Here is a 19,542-nt window from a genome sequence, read left to right as displayed (position 1 = left end):
GGGCGCGATCAGGCAGTCGCCGTCGGGACCAGCGCCTCCACGGTCAAGCCGCCGTCGCCAGAGACGACGTTGAGCGTGCCACCCAAGGCCAGAATGCGTTCCCTCATGCCGACGAGGCCGAAGCCGAGCTTCTGACCGGGCTCCATGCCGCGGCCATTGTCGCTGACCCGCACCCTCGCGCAAAAGCGGCCGTCGCGTCCCGGCTGTCCGGCCGGCTCGATGAGCACGTTGACCGAGGTCGCGCCGGCATGGCGGAACACGTTGGTGAGCGCCTCCTGCACGATGCGGTAGATGGTGAGATCCGCGGTCTCGCCGGTCGTGCCCAGCGCCGGTGAGATCGAGGTCTCGATGGCGACCTCCGGGTGCGCCTCCCGCCACAGCCGCGACAGCGATTCCAGCGCCTGGCGCAGACCGAGCTCGGCAAGTCCGACGGGACGCAGCCGCTCCAGCACGCGGCGGGTGAACTGCTGGAGCGCGTTGATCTGCTCCAGCAAGGCGCTGCCATGCTTGCGGACGGCCTCCGCACTCGGCGCGCGTCCGTCCGCCAGCTTCGCCAATGCGCTGGCATGGGCGCGCAGCGAGAACAGATAAGGCCCGAACTCGTCATGCAGCTCGCGCGCGATTTCCTTGCGCTCGACGTCCTGGAGCGACACCGCGCGCTCGGCAAGGCGCCGCTTGTCCTCGACCGCCTCTCCAAGCACCGCCGCCAGATGATTGAGCTTGCCGCAGATCGCGGCGAGCTCGGGGGCCCCTCCTGGCGTGACCCGCGCGTCATAATGCCCGTCCTCGATCTCTCCCATCGTCTCGGCCAACGACTGCAGCGGGGCCAGCGCGCGGCCCACCACATTCATCATCACCAGGAACAGCACTACCGCGACGACCGAGCCGACTTCGAGCTGGGTGACGATGCTGTCCCAGATTTCGGCAATCTCGTCGGTCGGATGCGAGGTGACCACGAGCGAGCCGGGCTTGCCCTGGATCGAGACGGGTACGCTGACTGCGGTCTGCTCAGGATGAACCAGGCCGACAAACCAGGCCGGCGGCCCGCGCATGTCAGCGTCAGCCCCGGTTCGAGGCGGCGTCAGCGGACGACCACTGGCGTCATGGAGGGCGATGCTGACATGGCGCAGGCGGCTGAGGTCGCGCGCGATCTGGTTCAGCTTGGCATCAGGATCAGGCGCCTCGTTCAGGTCCGCCACGATCATCTCGATGAACTCGCGCGCGAGCCGGATCACGCTCTGGTCCTCGGCCTGCACCCGCGGTCCGGCTTCCGCCACCTGGCGGCCGATATTGACGGCGAGCCCCAGGGCCAGCAGCAGCGCCAGCAACAGGTTGATGCGCCCGCGCAAGGATAGATTTTGCCACATTGGTATCGCTCGTGCCCCGCGAAGGTTTGGCCCGCGCCTGCCCGATGACGTTGACAGAGGGGAAGCTGCGGATATCTAATCGGAAGCGTACAGCAATCCCGGCCGGGTTGCATGAGGCGACATGAGACCCGCGCGGCGCCATGTTCGGTATCATGCGGCGCGACAACAGGCCGGCGCTGTCACAGGGAAACGCCTATGCGCATTCTGATCGTCGACGATCATCCCATTGTCGCCTCCGGCTGTCGCGCCGTGCTGGCCGACGAGGGCGAGATCGAGATTCTGGAGGCCGCCGACGCCGAGGACGGCGAGTGCGTCTTCATCGTCGAGCGCCCCGACCTCTGCATCATCGACATCAATTTGCCGACCGTCTCCGGATTCGAGCTCGCCCGCCGCATCCTCGAGCGCGCGCCCGAGGCCCGCATCATCATGTTCAGCATGAACGACGACCCGGCCTTTGCCGCGCGCGCGATCGAATGCGGCGCCAAGGGTTACGTCTCCAAGACCGGCGATCCCGACGACCTCGTCGAGGCAATCCGCGCCGTCGGCGGCGGCGGCACCTACCTTCCGACCGCGATCGCGCGCAGCATCGCCTTTGCGGGGCCGACGCTGGCGCAAAGCCCGCTGTCGAAGCTGAATGCGCGCGAAATGGAGATCCTGCGGCTGCTCAGCGCCGGCAAGAGCCTGTCCGAGATCGCCTGGCTGGTGCAATCGTCCTACAAGACGGTGGCCAACACCTCGTCCATCATGCGCCAGAAGCTCGGGGTGAAGACCTCCGTCGAGCTGGTGCGGCTGGCGATCGACAGCGGCGTCGCCTGACGACGCCATAAATTCGGTCACATAAGCGTTGCAATGCTGATGCGGTGAGATGCCAAGGAGCTCTAAGGCATGACGATCCAGACTGTCTCGACAAACAAATCCTATGGCGGCGTGCAGGGCGTCTATCGCCATGCGAGCCAGGCGACCGGCACCGACATGGTGTTCTCGGTCTATGTTCCCCCGCATGCCGAGGGCGCCAGGCTGCCCGTCGTGTGGTACCTCTCCGGCCTCACCTGCACCCATGCCAACGTCACCGAGAAGGGCGAATTCCGCAAAGCCTGCGCCGAGCTCGGCCTGATCTTCGTCGCGCCCGACACCTCACCGCGCGGGCCCGACGTGCCCGGCGATGCCAACAATGCCTATGATTTCGGCCTGGGTGCCGGCTTCTATGTCGATGCGACGCAGGAGCCGTTTGCGCGCAATTATCGCATGTGGAGCTATGTGACCGACGAGCTGCCGAAGCTGGTCGCCGAGAACTTTCCGGTCGATGCCAAGCGGCAATCGGTGATGGGCCATTCGATGGGCGGTCACGGCGCATTGACGGTGGCGCTGCGCAACCCGCACCGTTTTCGGGCGGCTAGCGCTTTCGCGCCGATCGTGGCGCCCTCGCTGGTGCCCTGGGGCATCAAGGCGTTGACCGGTTATCTCGGAGCGAACAAGGACACCTGGCGCGGCCACGACACGGTGGCGCTGATCGAGGATGGCGCGAAGTTTTCCGGCTTCCTGGTCGATGTCGGCGAAGCCGACAACTTCCTGAAAGAACAGCTCAAGCCGGAGCTGCTCGAAGCCGCCTGCACCAAGGCGAGCATCCCGCTGACGCTGCGACGGCAGGCGGGCTACGATCACAGCTATTATTTCATCTCGACCTTCATGGGCGATCATCTGCACTGGCATGCGGAGAAATTGAAGGGGTGATCCCCTACTCCCGCCTCCCGTAGTTCGGGGCCAGCAACCGGTTGCGGATCAGATAGCTCATCGTGCGCGTCCAGGCTTCATCCGTGTTGCCGCGCATGTCGGCGCTGGCGGCGGCGATCATGTTGCCGGTCTTCACGTCGCGCAGATAGATGTTGAGGTTGATGATCAGGTTCGAGACCTTCTGTACCATGCCGGTGATCTCCAGGTCTGCTCCCAGCTGCCCGGCAAGCTTGAGATCGCAGCCGCCGCAAGCCTGCAAATTGGCCTGACGGGCCGCGTCCCTGACCGGCGCGATGTCGAGCACCTGGAACCTGCCGGAATCGGCCAATTCCTTGCGCAGCTGCTCGCTGATGCGTAACAGCCGCGCCTCTTCCGGCCTGGAGCCATAGAACTCGCCGGGCAGGCTGGTGTCGATCAGCTCGAAATCGAACACCGCGAGTTTCGGCGGGTCGGCGAGCGCGACCGAGCCCGTCAACAGCAAAGCCGCGAAACCTATCAGCGCTCGCATGATCGTGATTCCGGTCCTCGTGCGCGCGGGGACGAAATGCGGGGTTGCATGCCCTGACAAATCGGTCATGCTTTAGCAGAGACAATTCTCTACCGGCGGTCAAGCGGGGGAGAACTCTTGGAGGAAACATGATCCGATGGCTGGCCGGTCTGATCGGCTTTGGTCTCGCTGCGACGAGCGCGCTCGCGGCGGAGCCTGCCCTGATCGGCGTCGGCTATCTCGGCCTCGCCGCTTCCCGATCGACGCTATCGCTGGTCGATCTGCCCGCGGAGAATGACGGCCTCGCCGGAGCCCGCCTCGCCATCGAGGACAACAACACCACCGGGAAATTTCTGGGCCAACGCTTTGCGCTGGCAGAACGGCGCATCAAGGAAGGTGAGGACCCGGTCCAGGCCGCGGCCGCGCTCGCGGAGAAGAACGGCTTCATCATCGCCGACCTGCCCGCCGATGCTCTGCTAAAGGTCTCGGACGCCCTGCGCGATCGCGGCACGCTTCTGTTCAACGTCGGTGCAATCGACGAGCGGCTGCGCGAGGCCGATTGCCGCGGCAATGTGATCCACACCGCGCCGACGCGCGCGATGCTGGCCGATGCACTCGGGCAATACCTGGTGTGGAAGAAGTGGTCGCGCTGGCTGCTGGTGGTCGGCTCGCATGACGAGGACAAGCTGTTCGCCGATGCGCTGAGGCGCACCGCGACGCGGTTCGGCGCCAAGATCGTGCAGGAGCGCACCTTCGAGGACAAGGGCGGCGCACGCCGCACCGACAGCGGCGTCACGCTGATCCAGCGCCAGATGCCGGTATTCACGCAGCAGGCGCCCGCCTATGACGTGCTGGTCGCCGCCGACGAGAGCGAGGTGTTCGGCGCCTACCTGCCCTATCGCATTTGGGATCCGCGACCGGTCGCGGGCTCGGCCGGGCTCGTGCCGCGCAGCTGGGACGCCGCGCAGGACCAGTGGGGCGCCATCCAGATCCAGAACCGCTTCGTCAAGCTGAACGCGCGGCGGATGACCGCGCTCGATATGCAGGCCTGGACCGCGGTGCGCATGATCGGCGAGGCCACCTCGCGCACCAGTTCCGGCGACGTGAAAAAGGTGACCGACTTCATCAAGGGCCCGGACTTCTCGGTCGCCGCCTTCAAGGGCACGCGCCTCACCTTGCGCGACTGGAATCTCCAGCTGCGTCAGCCGATCCTCCTGGTCGACGGCCGCATGGTGGTGTCAGTCTCGCCGCAGGAAGGTTTTCTGCACCAAGTCTCCGAGCTCGACACGCTCGGCTACGATCGTCCGGAGAGCAAATGCAAGCTGAAATGAGGACGCGGATGTTGCGCATGTGGCGTGTTGGGCTTCTCTCCGGACTGGCGCTGGCGGCCGCGCCCGCGCATGCGTTCATCGCCTATGTCTCGAACGAGAAGAGCAACACGGTGACGGTGATCGACACCAACAGCTGGACCGTGACCAAGACGATCAAGGTCGGCCAGCGCCCGCGCGGCATCGATCTCACGCGCGACGGCAAGTTCGTGATGGTCGCCGTCGGCGACGACGACACCATCCAGATGATCGACGCCAAGACGCACAGCGTCGTGGACAGCCTGCCCTCCGGACCCGACCCGGAATTATTCGCCCAGGATGCCGCCGGCAAGATCCTCTATGTCGCCAACGAGAACGACAACACGGTGACCGTGATCGATCTCGAGAAGCGCGCCCGGCTCGGTGACATTCAGGTCGGCGTCGAGCCCGAGGGCATGACCATCAGCCCCGACGGCAAGACGCTGATCAACACGTCCGAGACGACCAACATGGCGCATTTCATCGACACGGCCTCGCGCCAGATCGTCGCCAACGTGCTGGTCGACGCCCGGCCGCGCTTTGCCGAGTTCAAGCACGACAGTTCGGAAGTGTGGGTGTCCTCCGAGATCGGCGGCACCGTCTCGATCATCGACCCGAAGAAGCACGAGGTGATCGGCAAGGTCACGTTCGAGATTCCGGGCCTGCGGAAAGAGGCGATCCAGCCGGTCGGCATCGGCATGACCAAGGACGACAAGACCGCCTTCGTCGCGCTCGGCCCCGCCAACCGCATCGCCGTGGTCGATGTCGCCACGCGCAAGGTGACGAAATATCTCCTGGTCGGGCAGCGGGTCTGGCACGTGGCGTTCACGCCCGATGAGAAATACCTGCTCACCACCAACGGCGTGTCGAACGACGTTTCCGTCATCGACGTCGCCGCGCAAAAGGTAATCAAGACCATTCAGGTCGGCGAGCTGCCCTGGGGCGTCGCGATCGCGCCATGATCAGCCCTGCCCCCATCGCCGAACCGCGTGAGACGCCGGGGCTGGAATCGGCCGGGGCGCCGGCACTGTCGATCGACGGTGTCAGCCATGCCTATGGGCCACGCCGCGCGTTGATCGACGTCTCTTTCAATGTGCAGCCGGCGAGCTTCACGGCCCTGCTCGGCCTCAACGGTGCCGGCAAGAGCACGTTGTTTTCGCTCGTCACGCGCCTGTTCGGCATTCAGTCCGGCCGCGTCGGCATTTTCGGCCATGACATCGGCAAAAGCCCCGGCGAAGCGCTGCGGCTGCTGGGGGTCGTGTTCCAGCCGCGCACGCTCGATCTCGACCTGTCGTTGACGCAGAATTTGCTCTACCACGCCGCACTCCACGGCATCAGCCGGCGCGAGGCGGCCGCGCGCAGCGCCGAGCTGCTCGGCCGCATCGGGCTCGAAGACCGCGCCGGCAGCAAGGTGCGCGATCTCTCGGGCGGGCAGATGCGGCGTCTGGAGATCGCCCGCGCGCTGCTGCACCGGCCCCGGCTGCTGCTGCTCGACGAGCCGACCGTCGGCCTGGACGTCAAGGCGCGCGCCGACATCATCAGCCAGGTCCGCCAGCTCGTGACCGAACAAGGCATCGGCGTGCTCTGGGCGACGCACCTGTTCGACGAGATCATGCCGAGCGACGACCTCGTGGTGCTGCACCAGGGCAAGGTGCTGGCGCGGGGGCCGATGAGCCGCGTCATCGCGGAGGCCGGCGTGCAGGACGTCAACACCGCCTTCATGCGCCTGACCGGCGCGCAAACCATGCCGGGAGGCGGCGCATGAGCAGCATCACCACGCGTGACGCGCCGCGCGGCTTCTCGGCCGCCGAGTACATGACCTGCCTCACCGGCATCGTCTGGCGCGAGGGATTGCGCTTCCTGCATCAGCGCGAGCGCTTCGTCTCGGCGCTGGTGCGGCCGCTGGTGTGGCTGTTCATCTTCGCCGCCGGCTTCCGCCAGGTGCTCGGCATCTCCATCATCCCGCCCTACGAAACCTATATCCTCTACGAGGTGTATATCGCGCCCGGTCTGATGGCGATGATCCAGCTCTTCAACGGCATGCAATCCTCGCTCTCGATGGTCTATGACCGCGAAATGGGCAACATGCGCACGCTGCTGGTGAGCCCGCTGCCGCGCGGGTTCTTGCTGTTCTGCAAGCTGCTGGCAGGCACCGCGGTGTCGTTGCTCCAGGTCTATGCGTTCCTGCTGATCGCCTGGTTCTGGGACATCACCCCGCCGTCATCGGGCTATCTCACCGTGCTGCCGGCGTTGATCCTGTCGGGGCTGATGCTGGGTTCGCTCGGCATGCTGATCTCCTCCGGCATCAAGCAGCTCGAAAACTTCGCCGGCGTGATGAACTTCGTGATCTTCCCGATGTTCTTCGCTTCCTCCGCGCTCTATCCGCTCTGGCGGGTGCGGGAGGGCAGTCCTTATCTGTACTATCTCTGCGAGGCCAATCCGTTCACCCACGCAGTCGAGCTGATACGTTTTGCGCTGTACGGACAGATCAACTGGATCTCGCTCGCGGTGGTCGCGGCTTGCACAATCGTCTTCATGATCGGCGCGATTTGGGCCTATGATCCCTCGCGTGGGCTGGCGCGACGGGGGCCTGCAGGAGGCGAAGGATGAAGGTTCTGGCGATGGCAGTTCTGGCGCTCGTGCTGTCCGGCACGGCGGCCCGCGCGGCCGATCCGCGCTACCCCAACTGGCCCTGCACGCAGGCCAAGGTGCCGGAGATCTCGCTCGCCGCGGTCTGGGCTGGTCCTGCGCTCGACGACGCCGAGACCAGGTGGAAGAACGACACGAAAATCGTGGCGCTGGTCGCAAAACTGTCAGCGCGCAAGACGTCGATGGACGAAGCCGAGAAATCGGTGAAAGACTTTTTGGCCGCCTCTTCCGCCGACAAGTCTGCGAATGCCAAGCTGCTGTTCGCCGGCCTGTTCGAAACGCTCAATGCCCAGCGTTCGCAAGTCATGAGCGGGCTGGAGCGCGTCAGCCGCAAGCAGCGCGAGGCCGCCGACAAGATCCGCGAGGAGGCAGTTCAGCTCCAGGCGCTTCAGGGTGCCACCCCGCGTGACGATGCCAAGGTGGAGGCGCTCGGCAACGAACTCATCTGGAAGACCCGCATTTTCGAGGACCGCAACAAGGTGGTGCGGTTCGTCTGCGAGGTTCCAACCACGATCGACCAGCGCCTGTTCGCGCTCGGCCGCGTGATCCAGCAGGAAATGGAATAGGGTCGGCAGCATGAGCTGCTTCAAAGTTCCCGAGCTATGTTCACGATCGTTAACCTTTCGCCGCGCTAGCAGGCGGAACCAAATCGCCTTGGGAGGTCTTGTCCAAGTCAATCCAAGACATTCCAATCCAGGACATCGGGAGGCCTCGATGGGAACCATGAAATTCATCCTCGCGGGCGCTGCGGTCGCCACGATGCTCGCAACCAGCGCCTTTGCCGAAGACATGACCGGAATGGTCATGCGGATCGACCGGCTCAACGGCACGATCTCGATCCAGCAGGCGCAAAAGGGCACGGTCGGCGCCAGCACAGGTAGCGCCGGCGCGCTCCAGGAATTCAAGGCAAAGGACGCCGCGATGCTGGACGCCGTCCATGCCGGCGACAGGGTGAGCTATACCGCCACCGAGGCGAACGGCACCGGCACGCTGACGAAGTTGCAGAAGCAGAAATAGTCCTGTCTCCGCCTCTCCTCGCTCACGGGGAGAGGCGGGCATCTGCGCCCATCACTACTGCTCCGGCCGCGGCTCCGGCTGCACCTCTTCGGTGGGAAGCTTGGCACGCTCCCAGCCGTCGGTGCCGTCGGGATACCAGGCGATGTTGGAATAGCCATAGGCCAGCGCGCGCTTGGCGGCGTTCCAGGACATCCAGCAGTCGGCGAGGCAGTAGATCACAAGCAGCGCCGACTTGTCGCCGCGCGAGGCGCGCGCGAGGCCGCGCTGGAAATAATCGTCCATGGCGGGCGGCAGCGTGCCATAGCCGGTATCCGGCAGCCAGATGCTGTCCGGAATGTTCCTGCGCGGCGCATCGCGCCACACCGTGCCTTCCGGAAGGTTCTTCGGCTTCGGCGGACGCGGCAGCACGTCGATAAACGCACCGCTTCCGGCACGCCAGATCGCTTCGGCTTCCGCCGTGGCAAGCACCCGCGCGCCGGCGAGCGTCGCCGGCACCGGCGCGCGATAATTGTCGGTCCGATAACCCTCGGGCTCGAACGGCTCCTGCTGCTGCGCCAGAACCGGCGCCGCCAGCAGGGCGGCGACGAGCGCAGCGGCAAGAGGCCGCCTCATGGTGTCTGCCTCATGGCGTCTTCTTGACCGTCTCCGCACTGAGCGGCCGATCGCTCTCGTCGAGCAACGGTACGCCGAAGTCGACCAGGATCTTGTTGATCTCGGCCTGGTTCTCCTGGATCAGCTTGTTGAGCTGCCGCTTCCAGTTCTGGTCGGCGGGCCGCACGCCCATGCCGATGCGATAGACCAGCTTCGGACCCGTGGCTTCCTTCACCAGCGGCGTGACGTGAAGCGAGCCGACCTTCTTCGCATAGTAGCCGGCCATGGGTCCCCACAGGACGCCGGCGTCGATCTTGCCGGCGGCGAGGTCGTCGATCATGACCTGCGCCGAATTGTCGTAGCGCGTGTCGACCATCAACGGATAGGGCTTTGCATCGCCCATCAGGCCGGCAATGGCCATGTTGGTCGCCGGCGGCGTTCCCGCGACGATGCCGACATGCTTGCCCTTCAGCTTCGGATCCTCGAGCGTAGCCACGCTCTCGAGCCCGCTGCCGGCCTTGGCAACCAATGCATAGCTCGTGCGGTAATAGGGGTTGGTGCCCTGCACGACGTCATCGCCTTGCGGAAAGCCCATGATGACGTCGCAGCGATGCGCACCCAGCGTCATCCGCACGAAGCCGGTGGCCTGCGGGAAGAAGACGTAGTCGAGCTTCTTCTGGAGCTTGTCTGCAAGCAGCTCGGCCAGCTTGTTCTCGAACCCCTCGCCCTTCTCGTTCGAGAACGGCAGATTGCGCGGATCGGCACAGACGCGCAGCACCTTGGGATCAACCAGCTCGAATGAGAGATCGCCGGCCTCGTTCGTCTGCGCGACGGCGACATCGCCGAGCGCACAGGATGCAACCAGAACCCACATTGAAAACAACCAGCGACGATGTCGTCCGGCCTCCGTCATCGTGCTTCCTCCTCGTTTTGTTTGAATGCTATCCATGCAACGCATGACGCGCCATGATGGGCCAGACTTCGCTGGCTTCGCTTTGTTGCAGTGCAATGCAGCGAACCCTTTGAACTGAGGCAGAAAAGTGTCCCGCATCGCTCGAGTGATCGCAGCCTTGTCCCTGCTGGGGATCGCAACGCTAGCACGGGCCGGGGCGGCCGAATTGCCTGTGAGCGAAGTCGCACCGGGAATCTTCGTCCATTCCGGGGCCATTGCCCTGATGACCCGCGAGAACGAGGGCGACATTGCCAATGTCGGCTTCGTCGTGGGCGATGACGCCGTGGCCGTCATCGACACCGGCGGCAGCCTTCGCGAAGGCGAGGCCCTGCTGGCCGCCGTGCGGGCCCGCACATCCAAGCCGATCCGCTATGTCATCAACACCCACGGCCATCCCGACCATGTCTTCGGCAATGCGGCCTTCGCCACCGCGGGCACGAGCTTCGTCGGCCACAACAAGCTGCCGCAGGCGCTCGCGACGCGCGGGCCCTTCTATCTCGACAATTTTCGTCGCATCATGGGTCGCGAGTTGATGGATCCCGTGAAGATCATTGCTCCCACCTTGCTGGTTTCGGACACGAAGACGCTTGATCTCGGGTCGCGCCAACTGACCTTGCGCGCCTGGCGGACCGGGCACAGCGACAGCGATGTCACCGTCTACGACGAAACGACCAAGACCCTGTTCGCGGGCGATCTCGTCTTTCTCCGCCACATTCCGGTCATGGATGGCAGCATCCGCGGCTGGCTCGAGACGTTGAAGGAGCTGGAGACCATCCCGGCGCGACGCGTCGTGCCGGGTCACGGCCCCGTGAGCGACTGGCCTGCCGCGCTGACCGATGAGCGGCGTTACCTGTCAACGCTGCTGTCCGACGTCCGCACGCTGAACAAGACCGGCGAGCCGATCCGGGCCGCCGCCGACAAGGCGGCCGCTGAGGAGCGGTCGCGCTGGGAGCTGTTCGGCGACTACAACGCGCGGAACGCAACTGCAGCATTCTCGGAAATTGAATGGGAGTAGCAGGCGCGCTATCATGAGCAAGAGATCAGCTTCCGCGGGAGATCAGCTTCGCTGACTCTGGACGAGATCAGCTTTGCTGACTCGGAGGACCACGACCATGACCAGATGGACACGTCGCCTGCCCCTGATCGCCGCATTGCTCGGCATCGCCTTTGCCGTGCCGGCGCAGGCTGCAGACGCCGACGATCCCTGGCCGGGCTTGGTCCAGGATATCTTCAATAATCGCCCGATGAACGACGGCAGCGCCGTCATCGGCATCGAGATGCCGTATCGCGCAGAGGACGCGGCGATCGTTCCGGTGACCCTGCGCAGCAAACTGTCGCCCGCAGACAGCCGCCGCATCCGCTCGATCACCCTCGTGATCGACCGTAACCCGGCGCCGATGGCGGCGAAGTTCGAGCTCGGCCCCGATGCCAATGTCACCGAGATCTCGACGCGCGTGCGCGTCAACAACTACACCGACGTCCATGCGGTGGCCGAGCTCAGCGACGGCCAGCTCTATGTCTCGAAGGTCTATGTGAAGGCCTCGGGCGGCTGCTCTGCGCCAGCTGGAAAGAACGCAGAAGAAGCCAACAGCCGGCTGGGCCAGATGCGTTACCGGCAATTCGCGCGCGAGGAGGCGCCGGCGAGCCGTATCCGCGAAGCGCAGATCATGATCGGCCATCCCAACAATTCCGGCCTGCAGATGGACCAGGTCACGCAGCTCTACATTCCCGCGTTCTTCGTCAACCAGCTGAAGCTGACGCAGGACGACAGCCCTGTGCTGTCGATGGAAGGTGGCATCTCGATCTCGGAAGATCCCAATCTGCGCTTCACCTACGTCTCCAACGGCGCCAGGCGTTTCCGCGCGGAAGCCAGGGACACGGACGGCCACGTGTTCCGCAATGAGTGGGACGTGGAAAAGCCGGGGACGTGAGGCGTTCCTCCTCTCAATCCGGGGCGCACGAGACGCGAACGGGCGATCATGGTGTTGCGGCTTGCTGTGGGCGGCTGCGCAATTCGGGAATGGCTCGGACATAAAGCTGCGGCATTTCTCCGGCTTGTCGGCCGTCCTGCCCTGCTTCCTCCCCCGGAATCCCCATGTCTTCTGCCGACCGGCCTTCGACGCGACTTGCGACCCGGCTTGCCTTCCTCGTTGCCGGCTTCGGCATCTCATGCTGGGCACCGCTGGTGCCGTTCGCAAAGACGCGGCTCGGCGTCGACGACGGCGTCCTCGGACTGCTCCTGCTCAGCCTCGGCATCGGCTCGGTCGTTGCGATGCTGCTGACTGGAATCATGAGCGCGCGACACGGCAGCAGGCCGATCATCATTGCGGGCGGCTTGGGCCTGGCGCTGGTCCTGCCCCTGCTCGCGGTCGCGAGCTCGCCCGCAACGCTGGCGCTGGCGCTTTTCGCATTTGGCGCGGCGCTCGGCTCGATCGACGTCGCCATGAACATCCACGCCGTGGAGGTGGAGCGCGCCGCGGGACGCCCGCTGATGTCCGGCTTCCACGCGTTGTTCAGCATCGGGGGGTTCGCCGGATCCGCGCTGGTGACGGCGCTGCTCTCGCTGCAGTTCGGCACACTGGCCTGCACGCTGATATGCTCCGTCCTGATGCTGATCGCAATGATCGTGACCTGGCCGCGCCTGCTCCGTTCCGTGCAGGTGCAGGAGGGCCCGCTGTTCGTAATGCCGCACGGATCGGTGCTGCTGCTTGCGCTGCTCGGCGCAATCACGTTCCTGGTCGAGGGCGCGATGCTCGATTGGGGCGCACTGCTCGTCATCGGCGCAGGGCTCGTCACCGAGGCTCAAGGCGGAGCCGGCTACATCGTGTTCTCGATCGCGATGACCGTGGGCCGGCTCGGCGGCGACGCCGTCGTTGCGCGCATCGGGGACCGCGCGACATTGCTCTGGGGCAGTCTCATCGCGATCGCCGGTTTCGTGGTCCTGCTCACGGCGCCCGTCGCGGCAGTCGCCATCGCCGGATTCCTGCTGATCGGGCTCGGGGCGTCGAACCTCGTGCCGGTGCTGTTTCGGCGGGCGGCGCGGCAGACCGTCATGCCGACGGGGCTTGCGGTCGCCGCGATCACGACCGCGGGCTATGCCGGGATCCTGATCGGCCCCGCGGGCGTCGGCTTCGTCGCACATCTTGGCGGATTGCCGCTGGCGTTCTGGTTGCTGGCTGCATTGATGGGTCTCGTCACGCTGTCGGCGCGCATCGTCGCAAGGTGAGCGCGCGCCTCGTCCTTCGCCCGCTTGCGCAAGCCCCTCAGGATGAGGCTAGCGTTTCAACCCTTGGCCATTCGGCGTTAGCCGCCCATCGCGGCCGCTCGGCGCGGCAGCTTCCAGCCGGGCCGGATGAAGTGGCAGGTGTAACCATCAGGATAACGTTCGAGATAGTCCTGATGCTCGGGCTCGGCTTCCCAGAACTCGCGCACGGGCGCGACCTCGGTCACCACCTTGCCGGGCCACAGGCCGGATGCCTCGACGTCGGCAATGGTGTCTTCGGCAATCCGCTTCTGCTCCTCGCTGGTGTAGAAGATGGCCGACCGATAGCTCGTGCCGATATCGTTACCCTGACGGTTGAGCGTGGTCGGATCATGGATCTGGAAGAAGAACTCCAGCATGGTCCGGAAGCTGGTCCTGGCCGGATCGAACACGATCTCGATCGCTTCGGCATGGCCTTCGTGATTGCGGTAGGTGGCGTTCTTGACGTGCCCGCCGGTGTAACCGACGCGGGTGGAGATCACGCCCGGCTGCTTGCGGATCAGATCCTGCATGCCCCAGAAGCAGCCGCCGGCCAAAACTGCGCGTTCCGTCGTCATGTGATGTGCTCCCAATGATCGCTCAACAGCTTGTCCATCATATAGGCTTTCGGCCGCCCGGCCGAAAGCCGCGCCTCGACGCCCATCCGGTCGCCTGGATCGAATGGCGCGGAGCAAACGCTCGCCCCAGCGCGCGATGGCTTTAGGTCGAATCGATTGCCCCGGGCTCGGTGCGACCTCTCCCGCTTGCGGGAGAGGTCGCGCCGAAGGCGCGGGTGAGGGCTTTCTCCTCTAGGGGGCTATCCCATTGTGGAAGCACCCTCTCCCGCAGGCGGGAGAGGAGTGCTGCACCGCCGTCGTCGCAGCAATCAATCCTCATCTCATCGCGCCTAGACCAGCTTGGCGTCGAGCGTGATGGCGGCGTTGAGCACCTTGGACACCGGGCAGTTCTTCTCGGCCTCGCCGGCGATCCGGGCGAAGCCGGCATCGTCGAGATTCGGCACTTTCGCCCGCAGGGTCAGCGCGGATTTGCTGATCTTGAAACCCTTGCCTTCAGGCTCGAGCGTGACGGCGGCTTCGGTCGAGAGCTCGTCCGGTGTGAAACCCGCCATCTGCAGGCCGAAGGCTAGCGCCATGGTGAAACAGCCGGCATGGGCCGCGGCGATCAACTCTTCGGGATTGGTGCCCTTCTCGTTCTCGAAGCGGGTCTTGAAGGAATAAGGCGTCCCGGCAAGCACGCCGGATTCGCTCGACAGGTGGCCCGTGCCATCGCGACCAGTGCCCTTCCAGACTGCTGTTGCCTTGCGGATCATCTCAGTTCTCCTTGCTTGCCTAAACCGGATCGAATGCGCGGATCGGCGGCAGATTGCCGGTGAACTTCTCGACCTCGACCGCCGTCAGCTGACCGGTGCAGCCCTGCGCCAGGGACGAGGTCCCGACGTCGCGGGTGAGCACGTTGGGATTGCCGTGAACGCAGAGCGGCGCCTCGTCCTCGGGATCCATCGGATCGTACCAGGCCCCGGTCGGCAGCTGCACCACGCCGGGCGCGATGCCGTCGGTGACGTGGACCGCGGCAAGGCAGGCGCCGCGCTCGTTGAACAGGCGGATGATGTCGCCATCCCCAATGCCACGTGCGTCCGCATCAACCGGGTTCATCCGCGCGACCTCGCGGCCACGATGTTTGGCGGCAAGCGAATGGCCGCCGAAATCGAGCTGGCTGTGCAGGCGCGTCACCGGCTGATTGGCGACAAGGAAGCACGGCGCCCCGGGCTTGGGCATGTCGGTCTTGTCGAGCCAGACCGGATGACCGGGACAATCTGCATCGCCATGGCCGGCGATCTTCTGCGAAAAGATCTCGATGCGCCCGCTCGGCGTCGGCAGGGCGTGATTGACCGGGTCTTCGCGAAAACGGCGCAGCCGGCCGCCGTCATCGGGCTGTTGCGGCACGACCAGGCTGCCGCGCGCCCAGAATTCGTCGAAGGTTGGCGCTTCGAGCCCACGCTTCGCAAGCGAGGCGCGGGTCGGCTCGTAGAGATGCTCCAGCCATTGCCGCGACGTGCGTCCCTCGGTGAAGGGTTCGCGCGCGCCGAGACGATCGGCGAGATCGGCGAAGATGTCGTAGTCGTCGCGCGCAAGGCCAAACGGCTCGGCGACCTTGTGCATCGCGACCATCAAGGGATCATTGGTGGAATAGCCGATGTCCTCACGTTCGAGCGTCATCGTCGCGGGCAGCACGATGTCGGCGTGGCGCGCGGTGGCGGTCCAGGCGAGCTCGTGCACGACGAAGGTGTCGAGTTGCGCAAAAGCCTTACGCAGGCGGTTGATGTCCTGGTGATGGTGGAAGGGATTGCCGCCGGCCCAATAGACCAGGCGGATGTCCGGATAGGTCCGCGTCTCGCCGTTATAACGATAGGTGGTACCGGGATTGAGCAGCATGTCGGCGATCCGCGCGACCGGAATGAAATCGGCAACGCCGTTGCGGCCCTGCCCGAGCGTCGGCCCCGGCACGTCGTTGACGCGGCGGCCGTAATAGCCGATCGCACCGAGCGAATAAGCGTAACCGCCACCGGGAAGGCCGATCTGGCCGAGCGCTGCCGCCAGCACCATGCCCATCCACACCGGCTGCTCGCCATGCTCGGCGCGCTGCAGCGAATGTGAGACGGTGATCAGCGCACGCTTGCCGGAGGCGCGGCGCGCCAGCTTCCGGATCGTGTCGGCCGCGACGCCTGAGATCGCGGAGGCCCATTCGGCGTGCTTGGGCTGGCCATCGCTTTCGCCCATGAGATAGCGCAGGAAGACCGGCCAGCCCTCGGTGTAGCGATCGAGGAAGTCCTGGTCGTGCAGACCTTCGCTGACCAGCGTGTGGACGAGGCCGAGCATCAGCGCGGTATCGGTGCCGGGCACGCAGCTCATCCATTCCGCACCAGCTTCGACCGGCAGATCATCGCGGAGCGGGCTGACCAGGACGAACTCGCAGCCGCGCTTGCGGGCTGCGGCCATGGCGCCGCGCTCGACATGCTTGCTGATCGAGCCGCCGGCCACCATCGAGTTCTTCAGCGCCATGCCGCCGAAGGCCAGCACGATGTCGGTGTCTTCGGCGATCTGCTCCCAGGTGACGTTGCGCTTCGTGATGTCCTCATAGCCTGCCAAAATTTGCGGCAGCAGCACCGAGGACGCGCCCGAGGAGTAGGAGTTCACCGAGCGGACATAGCCGCCCATCGCGATGTTGAGGAAGCGATGCACCTGGCTCTGGGCATGATGAAAGCGGCCGGCGCTCGACCAGCCATAGGAGCCGCCGAACACCGCGCCGGGGCCGCGCGTGTCGCGGATGCGACAGAGCTCGTCGCCGAGGAGATCGAGCGCCTTCTCCCAGCTCACCGAAACGAACTCGTCGCGGCCGCGGCGATTGTCGGGGCCCGGCCCGCGCTCGAGCCAGCCGCGGCGGATCGCCGGCTGGGCGATGCGCGCCTGATGGCGGAGTGCACCGGGGAAATTGTCGATGATGCCGTTCGGATCGGGATCGCCCGCATAGGCCCTGACCTCGAGGCCGGCCGCGCCCTGACGCGCGGAGAACACGCCCCAATGCGAGGTGTGCGGCTTGAAGCCGTCCGACAGATCGAGACCGGGGTCGGGGAAACCAATCGTATCGTCCATCATCTGATCCTTGTTCCGGGTCCGGCTTGCAATCGGGTGGGGTAATTATACCGATCCGTGCCGGACGTCGTCGAGATCAGCCTTGACGGAAACGCTGGGCTGCCCCGCGCGATGCAAGCCGAGCCCGGCGCGGCGGCCGCACCGGGTTCGTCATCGCCCTCGCGAACTTCGTGATCACACTATGACCGTGCGTGCCGGCAGGTGCTCTCCGGCCGAGGACCGCCGGAATTCGGCATCACTCACCCACGCAGCAATCAACCAACAGCTGCCAGATCCGCTGCGCCTCGCCCCGCTCGTGACTCTCCGGCGCTTTCTCGGCGCTGGACTGATCATAACCGGCGATGGCGCGCGTTTCACGAGGCTCGATCCACCGCTCCGAGATCGGGTCGTACCATTTTCCGATGTTCATCTCAGTCACGGCGATCGACTCGCAGATTTGCTCAACAGCCGAGCGGGGCGCCTGCCGCGGTCTCATGCGAACCATTCGGCGACGCGCCACCCGGTTTACCAATCATGAGCACGCATGATCGTTCCGCTTCTGGACCTCATCCCGGCCGCGCCGGATGAAGCGTGCGCGGATGCCGCTCGTGCAGCAGCCGCGCGAGCTCCTCACGCTCGCTCGCGCGTCCCTTCATGGCGGCCTCGAACAGCGCTTCCTGGATGTCGCGAGGCATGTCGCCCCATACGTCCATCGCGGCGCGTCCGAGCAGGCCCGCGAGATGATCAACTCCATCGCTCATTCGGCTCTCCTGGTCAGCACACGGGAATGGAACAGCTGCGGGCGTCCGGCGTTCCAGTGTCATCATTGTGAAAAGGAGCGTCTTTTATGGGATTCTTCACCAAGGACATCAAATCGATGGAAGACCTGCTGCTGCACGGGCTGCAGGACATCTATTACGCGGAGCAGCAGATCCTGAAGGCGCTGCCCAAGATGATCGACAAGGCGACCAACAGGGACCTCGCGGCCGGACTGAAAGCTCATCTAGACGAGACCAACAAGCAGGTCGAACGACTCGACAAAGTGTTCGCCAAGCTCGGCAAGGAGCCCAGCGGCACGCAGTGTCCGGCCATCGACGGCCTGATCGAGGAAGCCGACGCGACCGCGAGTGAGATCGAGGACAAGGCCGTTCTCGACGCGGCGATCGTCGCCAATGCGCAAGCCGTGGAGCACTACGAGATGTGCCGCTACGGCACGCTGATCGCCTGGGCGGAACAACTCGGCCACGACGACATCGTGCGTTTCCTCACGACGAACCTGAACGAAGAGAAGGCGGCCAATACCAAGCTCAACACGGTGGCGCTTCGCAAGGGCGTCAACGCCAAGGCTTCCAACGCCGCCTGATAAGGATCTGCCATTGCGACGTGGCGGCCCGGCCTCCCGGTGCCGCCACGATTCTATGAGCTAAGAAACGGTCAGATGAACGGCTTCCCACCGGTGACGGCCAACGTCGCCCCTGAGGTGTAACTCGAGAGCGGATCGGCCAACATGACGTAGGCGGTCGCGAGCTCGGCCGGCTGGCCGGCCCGCTGCATCGGGACCTGCTTGCCGAAGTTCTTGACCCGTTCCTCCGACATGGTCGATGGAATCAGCGGCGTCCAGATCGGTCCCGGCGCAACGGCGTTGACCCGAATGCCCTTCTCCGCCAGCATTTGCGCCAGCCCGCCCGTAAAATTCTGGATGGCGCCCTTGGTCGTGGCGTAAGCCAGGAGAGTTGGGTTCGGCATGTCCGAGTTCACCGAGGCCGTGTTGATGATCGCAGCGCCCGGCCGCATGTGAGGCACGGCCGCTTTGGTCAGATAGAACATGGCGTGGATGTTGGTCTCGAACGTGAGCTGCCACTCCTCGTCGCTGATGTCTCCGATATCCCCGAACGTGGCCTGATGGGCCGCATTGTTGACGAGGATATCGATGCCGCCGAGTTCCTCGACGGTGTGGCGTACGATGGCGCGGCAGTGCTCGGGATTGCCGATGTCACCGGGCATGAGGATCGCCTTGCGTCCCTCCCGCTCCACCAGCGCCTTGACCTCGGCCGCATCCTCGTCCTCGTTCAAGTAGGAGATGACGATGTCGGCGCCTTCACGCGCGTAGGCGATCGCGACCGCGCGGCCGATGCCGCTGTCGCCCCCGGTGATGAGCGCCTTCTTTCCGGCCAGTCGTCCCGAGCCCTTGTAGCTCTCCTCGCCATGATCGGGGCGTGGCTTCATCGCACGCGTCGAACCGGGCATCGGTTGCTGCTGCGACGGATAGGGTGGCTTCGGATAGTCGGTCATGAAGTGGCTCCAGCGGATGTGCTCCGCTAACGGAGCCCCACCGGAAGCGTTCCTGCGACCCGCGCTGCTGCACCGCGGAACCATTTGCGCCGCAACATCCAAAATGAGACTGCCCGTCAAACCAAGGCAGGCGCCCGCGCATGCACCGCGTGCGACTTCGGCTAGCTTCTCTTCAAAGCCGCGGGCCTTCGAGAGTCACGCGGCGCCGCGCCAGTTCGG

The 19,542-nt window shown here is 65.2% G+C and carries 22 protein-coding genes; 12 read left to right on the top strand and 10 right to left on the bottom strand.

All coding sequences use genetic code 11. From position 1 onward, the window contains the following. Positions 1–8 precede the first annotated feature (8 nt). Positions 9–1,367: a histidine kinase gene (locus tag RX330_RS08780; protein ID WP_317242742.1), complete on the bottom strand. Its 1,359-nt coding sequence runs from the start codon at positions 1,365–1,367 to the stop codon at positions 9–11. Positions 1,368–1,562: 195 nt separating this feature from the next. Between RX330_RS08780 and RX330_RS08775 the strand changes: the two genes are divergently transcribed. Then, complete coding sequence (locus RX330_RS08775; protein ID WP_014493646.1) at positions 1,563–2,183, top strand: response regulator transcription factor; 621 nt, start codon at positions 1,563–1,565, stop codon at positions 2,181–2,183. A 69-nt stretch (positions 2,184–2,252) separates the two neighbouring features. After that, the gene (fghA, locus tag RX330_RS08770; protein WP_317242741.1) at positions 2,253–3,098 is read left to right on the top strand and encodes an S-formylglutathione hydrolase; all 846 of its coding nucleotides are present in this window, start codon (positions 2,253–2,255) and stop codon (positions 3,096–3,098) included. Between the two features lie 4 nt (positions 3,099–3,102). On the opposite strand, the gene RX330_RS08765 is transcribed toward fghA, so the two are convergent. Further along, positions 3,103–3,675 (bottom strand): DUF3280 domain-containing protein, encoded by a 573-nt coding sequence (locus RX330_RS08765; RefSeq protein WP_212092067.1) that lies wholly within the window; start codon positions 3,673–3,675, stop codon positions 3,103–3,105. 59 nt (positions 3,676–3,734) lie between these two features. Between RX330_RS08765 and RX330_RS08760 the strand changes: the two genes are divergently transcribed. From RX330_RS08760 to RX330_RS08735, 6 genes are all read left to right on the top strand, one after another. Further along, on the top strand, positions 3,735–4,916 hold the full coding sequence (locus tag RX330_RS08760) for an ABC transporter substrate-binding protein (RefSeq protein WP_317242740.1): 1,182 nt from the start codon (positions 3,735–3,737) through the stop codon (positions 4,914–4,916). A gap of 8 nt (positions 4,917–4,924) precedes the next feature. Then, on the top strand, positions 4,925–5,893 hold the full coding sequence (locus tag RX330_RS08755) for a YVTN family beta-propeller repeat protein (RefSeq protein WP_212092137.1): 969 nt from the start codon (positions 4,925–4,927) through the stop codon (positions 5,891–5,893). Continuing rightward, positions 5,890–6,696, top strand: coding sequence for an ABC transporter ATP-binding protein (locus tag RX330_RS08750; protein ID WP_317242738.1), 807 nt, complete (start codon positions 5,890–5,892; stop codon positions 6,694–6,696). Before RX330_RS08755 ends, RX330_RS08750 begins: the two co-directional genes overlap by 4 nt. Continuing rightward, on the top strand, positions 6,693–7,541 hold the full coding sequence (locus RX330_RS08745; protein WP_212092060.1) for an ABC transporter permease: 849 nt from the start codon (positions 6,693–6,695) through the stop codon (positions 7,539–7,541). Before RX330_RS08750 ends, RX330_RS08745 begins: the two co-directional genes overlap by 4 nt. Then, complete coding sequence (locus tag RX330_RS08740; RefSeq protein WP_317242737.1) at positions 7,538–8,146, top strand: hypothetical protein; 609 nt, start codon at positions 7,538–7,540, stop codon at positions 8,144–8,146. Before RX330_RS08745 ends, RX330_RS08740 begins: the two co-directional genes overlap by 4 nt. A 148-nt stretch (positions 8,147–8,294) precedes the next feature. Then, positions 8,295–8,597 carry a copper-binding protein gene (locus RX330_RS08735; protein ID WP_317242736.1) on the top strand — a complete coding sequence of 101 codons (303 nt, stop codon included), beginning with the start codon at positions 8,295–8,297 and terminating at the stop codon, positions 8,595–8,597. A gap of 54 nt (positions 8,598–8,651) precedes the next feature. On the opposite strand, the gene RX330_RS08730 is transcribed toward RX330_RS08735, so the two are convergent. Together RX330_RS08730 and RX330_RS08725 are read right to left on the bottom strand one after the other, a co-directional pair. After that, on the bottom strand, positions 8,652–9,209 hold the full coding sequence (locus tag RX330_RS08730) for a PQQ-dependent catabolism-associated CXXCW motif protein (protein WP_317242735.1): 558 nt from the start codon (positions 9,207–9,209) through the stop codon (positions 8,652–8,654). A gap of 10 nt (positions 9,210–9,219) precedes the next feature. Then, on the bottom strand, positions 9,220–10,101 hold the full coding sequence (locus RX330_RS08725) for a substrate-binding domain-containing protein (RefSeq protein ID WP_212092053.1): 882 nt from the start codon (positions 10,099–10,101) through the stop codon (positions 9,220–9,222). A gap of 127 nt (positions 10,102–10,228) precedes the next feature. Between RX330_RS08725 and RX330_RS08720 the strand changes: the two genes are divergently transcribed. The 3 genes from RX330_RS08720 to RX330_RS08710 all read left to right on the top strand — a co-directional run bounded on the left by RX330_RS08720 (position 10,229) and on the right by RX330_RS08710 (position 13,366). Further along, entirely contained in the window at positions 10,229–11,155 is a 927-nt protein-coding gene (locus RX330_RS08720) for a quinoprotein relay system zinc metallohydrolase 2 (protein WP_317242734.1), read from the top strand. Positions 11,156–11,252: 97 nt separating this feature from the next. Beyond that, positions 11,253–12,071, top strand: coding sequence for a quinoprotein dehydrogenase-associated SoxYZ-like carrier (locus RX330_RS08715; RefSeq protein WP_317242733.1), 819 nt, complete (start codon positions 11,253–11,255; stop codon positions 12,069–12,071). A 164-nt stretch (positions 12,072–12,235) separates the two neighbouring features. Then, entirely contained in the window at positions 12,236–13,366 is a 1,131-nt protein-coding gene (locus RX330_RS08710) for an MFS transporter (protein ID WP_317242732.1), read from the top strand. A gap of 77 nt (positions 13,367–13,443) precedes the next feature. Here RX330_RS08710 and msrA read toward each other — a convergent pair whose 3' ends face one another. From msrA to RX330_RS08685, 5 genes are all read right to left on the bottom strand, one after another. Beyond that, entirely contained in the window at positions 13,444–13,959 is a 516-nt protein-coding gene (gene msrA, locus RX330_RS08705) for a peptide-methionine (S)-S-oxide reductase MsrA (protein WP_317242731.1), read from the bottom strand. A 329-nt stretch (positions 13,960–14,288) separates the two neighbouring features. Beyond that, positions 14,289–14,711 carry an OsmC family protein gene (locus tag RX330_RS08700; protein ID WP_212092043.1) on the bottom strand — a complete coding sequence of 141 codons (423 nt, stop codon included), beginning with the start codon at positions 14,709–14,711 and terminating at the stop codon, positions 14,289–14,291. A gap of 19 nt (positions 14,712–14,730) precedes the next feature. Continuing rightward, a complete protein-coding gene (locus RX330_RS08695; protein WP_317242730.1) occupies positions 14,731–17,052 on the bottom strand; it encodes a molybdopterin guanine dinucleotide-containing S/N-oxide reductase in 2,322 nt (773 codons plus the stop codon). 235 nt (positions 17,053–17,287) lie between these two features. Next, on the bottom strand, positions 17,288–17,470 hold the full coding sequence (locus RX330_RS08690) for a hypothetical protein (RefSeq protein WP_317244059.1): 183 nt from the start codon (positions 17,468–17,470) through the stop codon (positions 17,288–17,290). A 127-nt stretch (positions 17,471–17,597) separates the two neighbouring features. Further along, positions 17,598–17,792: a hypothetical protein gene (locus tag RX330_RS08685; protein ID WP_212092039.1), complete on the bottom strand. Its 195-nt coding sequence runs from the start codon at positions 17,790–17,792 to the stop codon at positions 17,598–17,600. Positions 17,793–17,878: 86 nt separating this feature from the next. On the opposite strand from RX330_RS08685, the gene RX330_RS08680 reads away from it, so the two are divergent. After that, the gene (locus RX330_RS08680; protein ID WP_212092037.1) at positions 17,879–18,394 is read left to right on the top strand and encodes a ferritin-like domain-containing protein; all 516 of its coding nucleotides are present in this window, start codon (positions 17,879–17,881) and stop codon (positions 18,392–18,394) included. A 71-nt stretch (positions 18,395–18,465) separates the two neighbouring features. Here the strand turns inward: RX330_RS08680 and RX330_RS08675 are convergent, their stop codons facing one another. Further along, on the bottom strand, positions 18,466–19,323 hold the full coding sequence (locus RX330_RS08675) for an SDR family oxidoreductase (protein ID WP_212092035.1): 858 nt from the start codon (positions 19,321–19,323) through the stop codon (positions 18,466–18,468). Positions 19,324–19,542 lie beyond the last annotated feature (219 nt).

It is taken from the genome of Bradyrhizobium sp. NDS-1 (genome assembly GCF_032918005.1).
GTDB lineage: Bacteria > Pseudomonadota > Alphaproteobacteria > Rhizobiales > Xanthobacteraceae > Bradyrhizobium > Bradyrhizobium tunisiense.
Note: the sequence above shows the minus strand (reverse complement) of the source record. Positions and strands in the feature narration are given on the sequence as shown.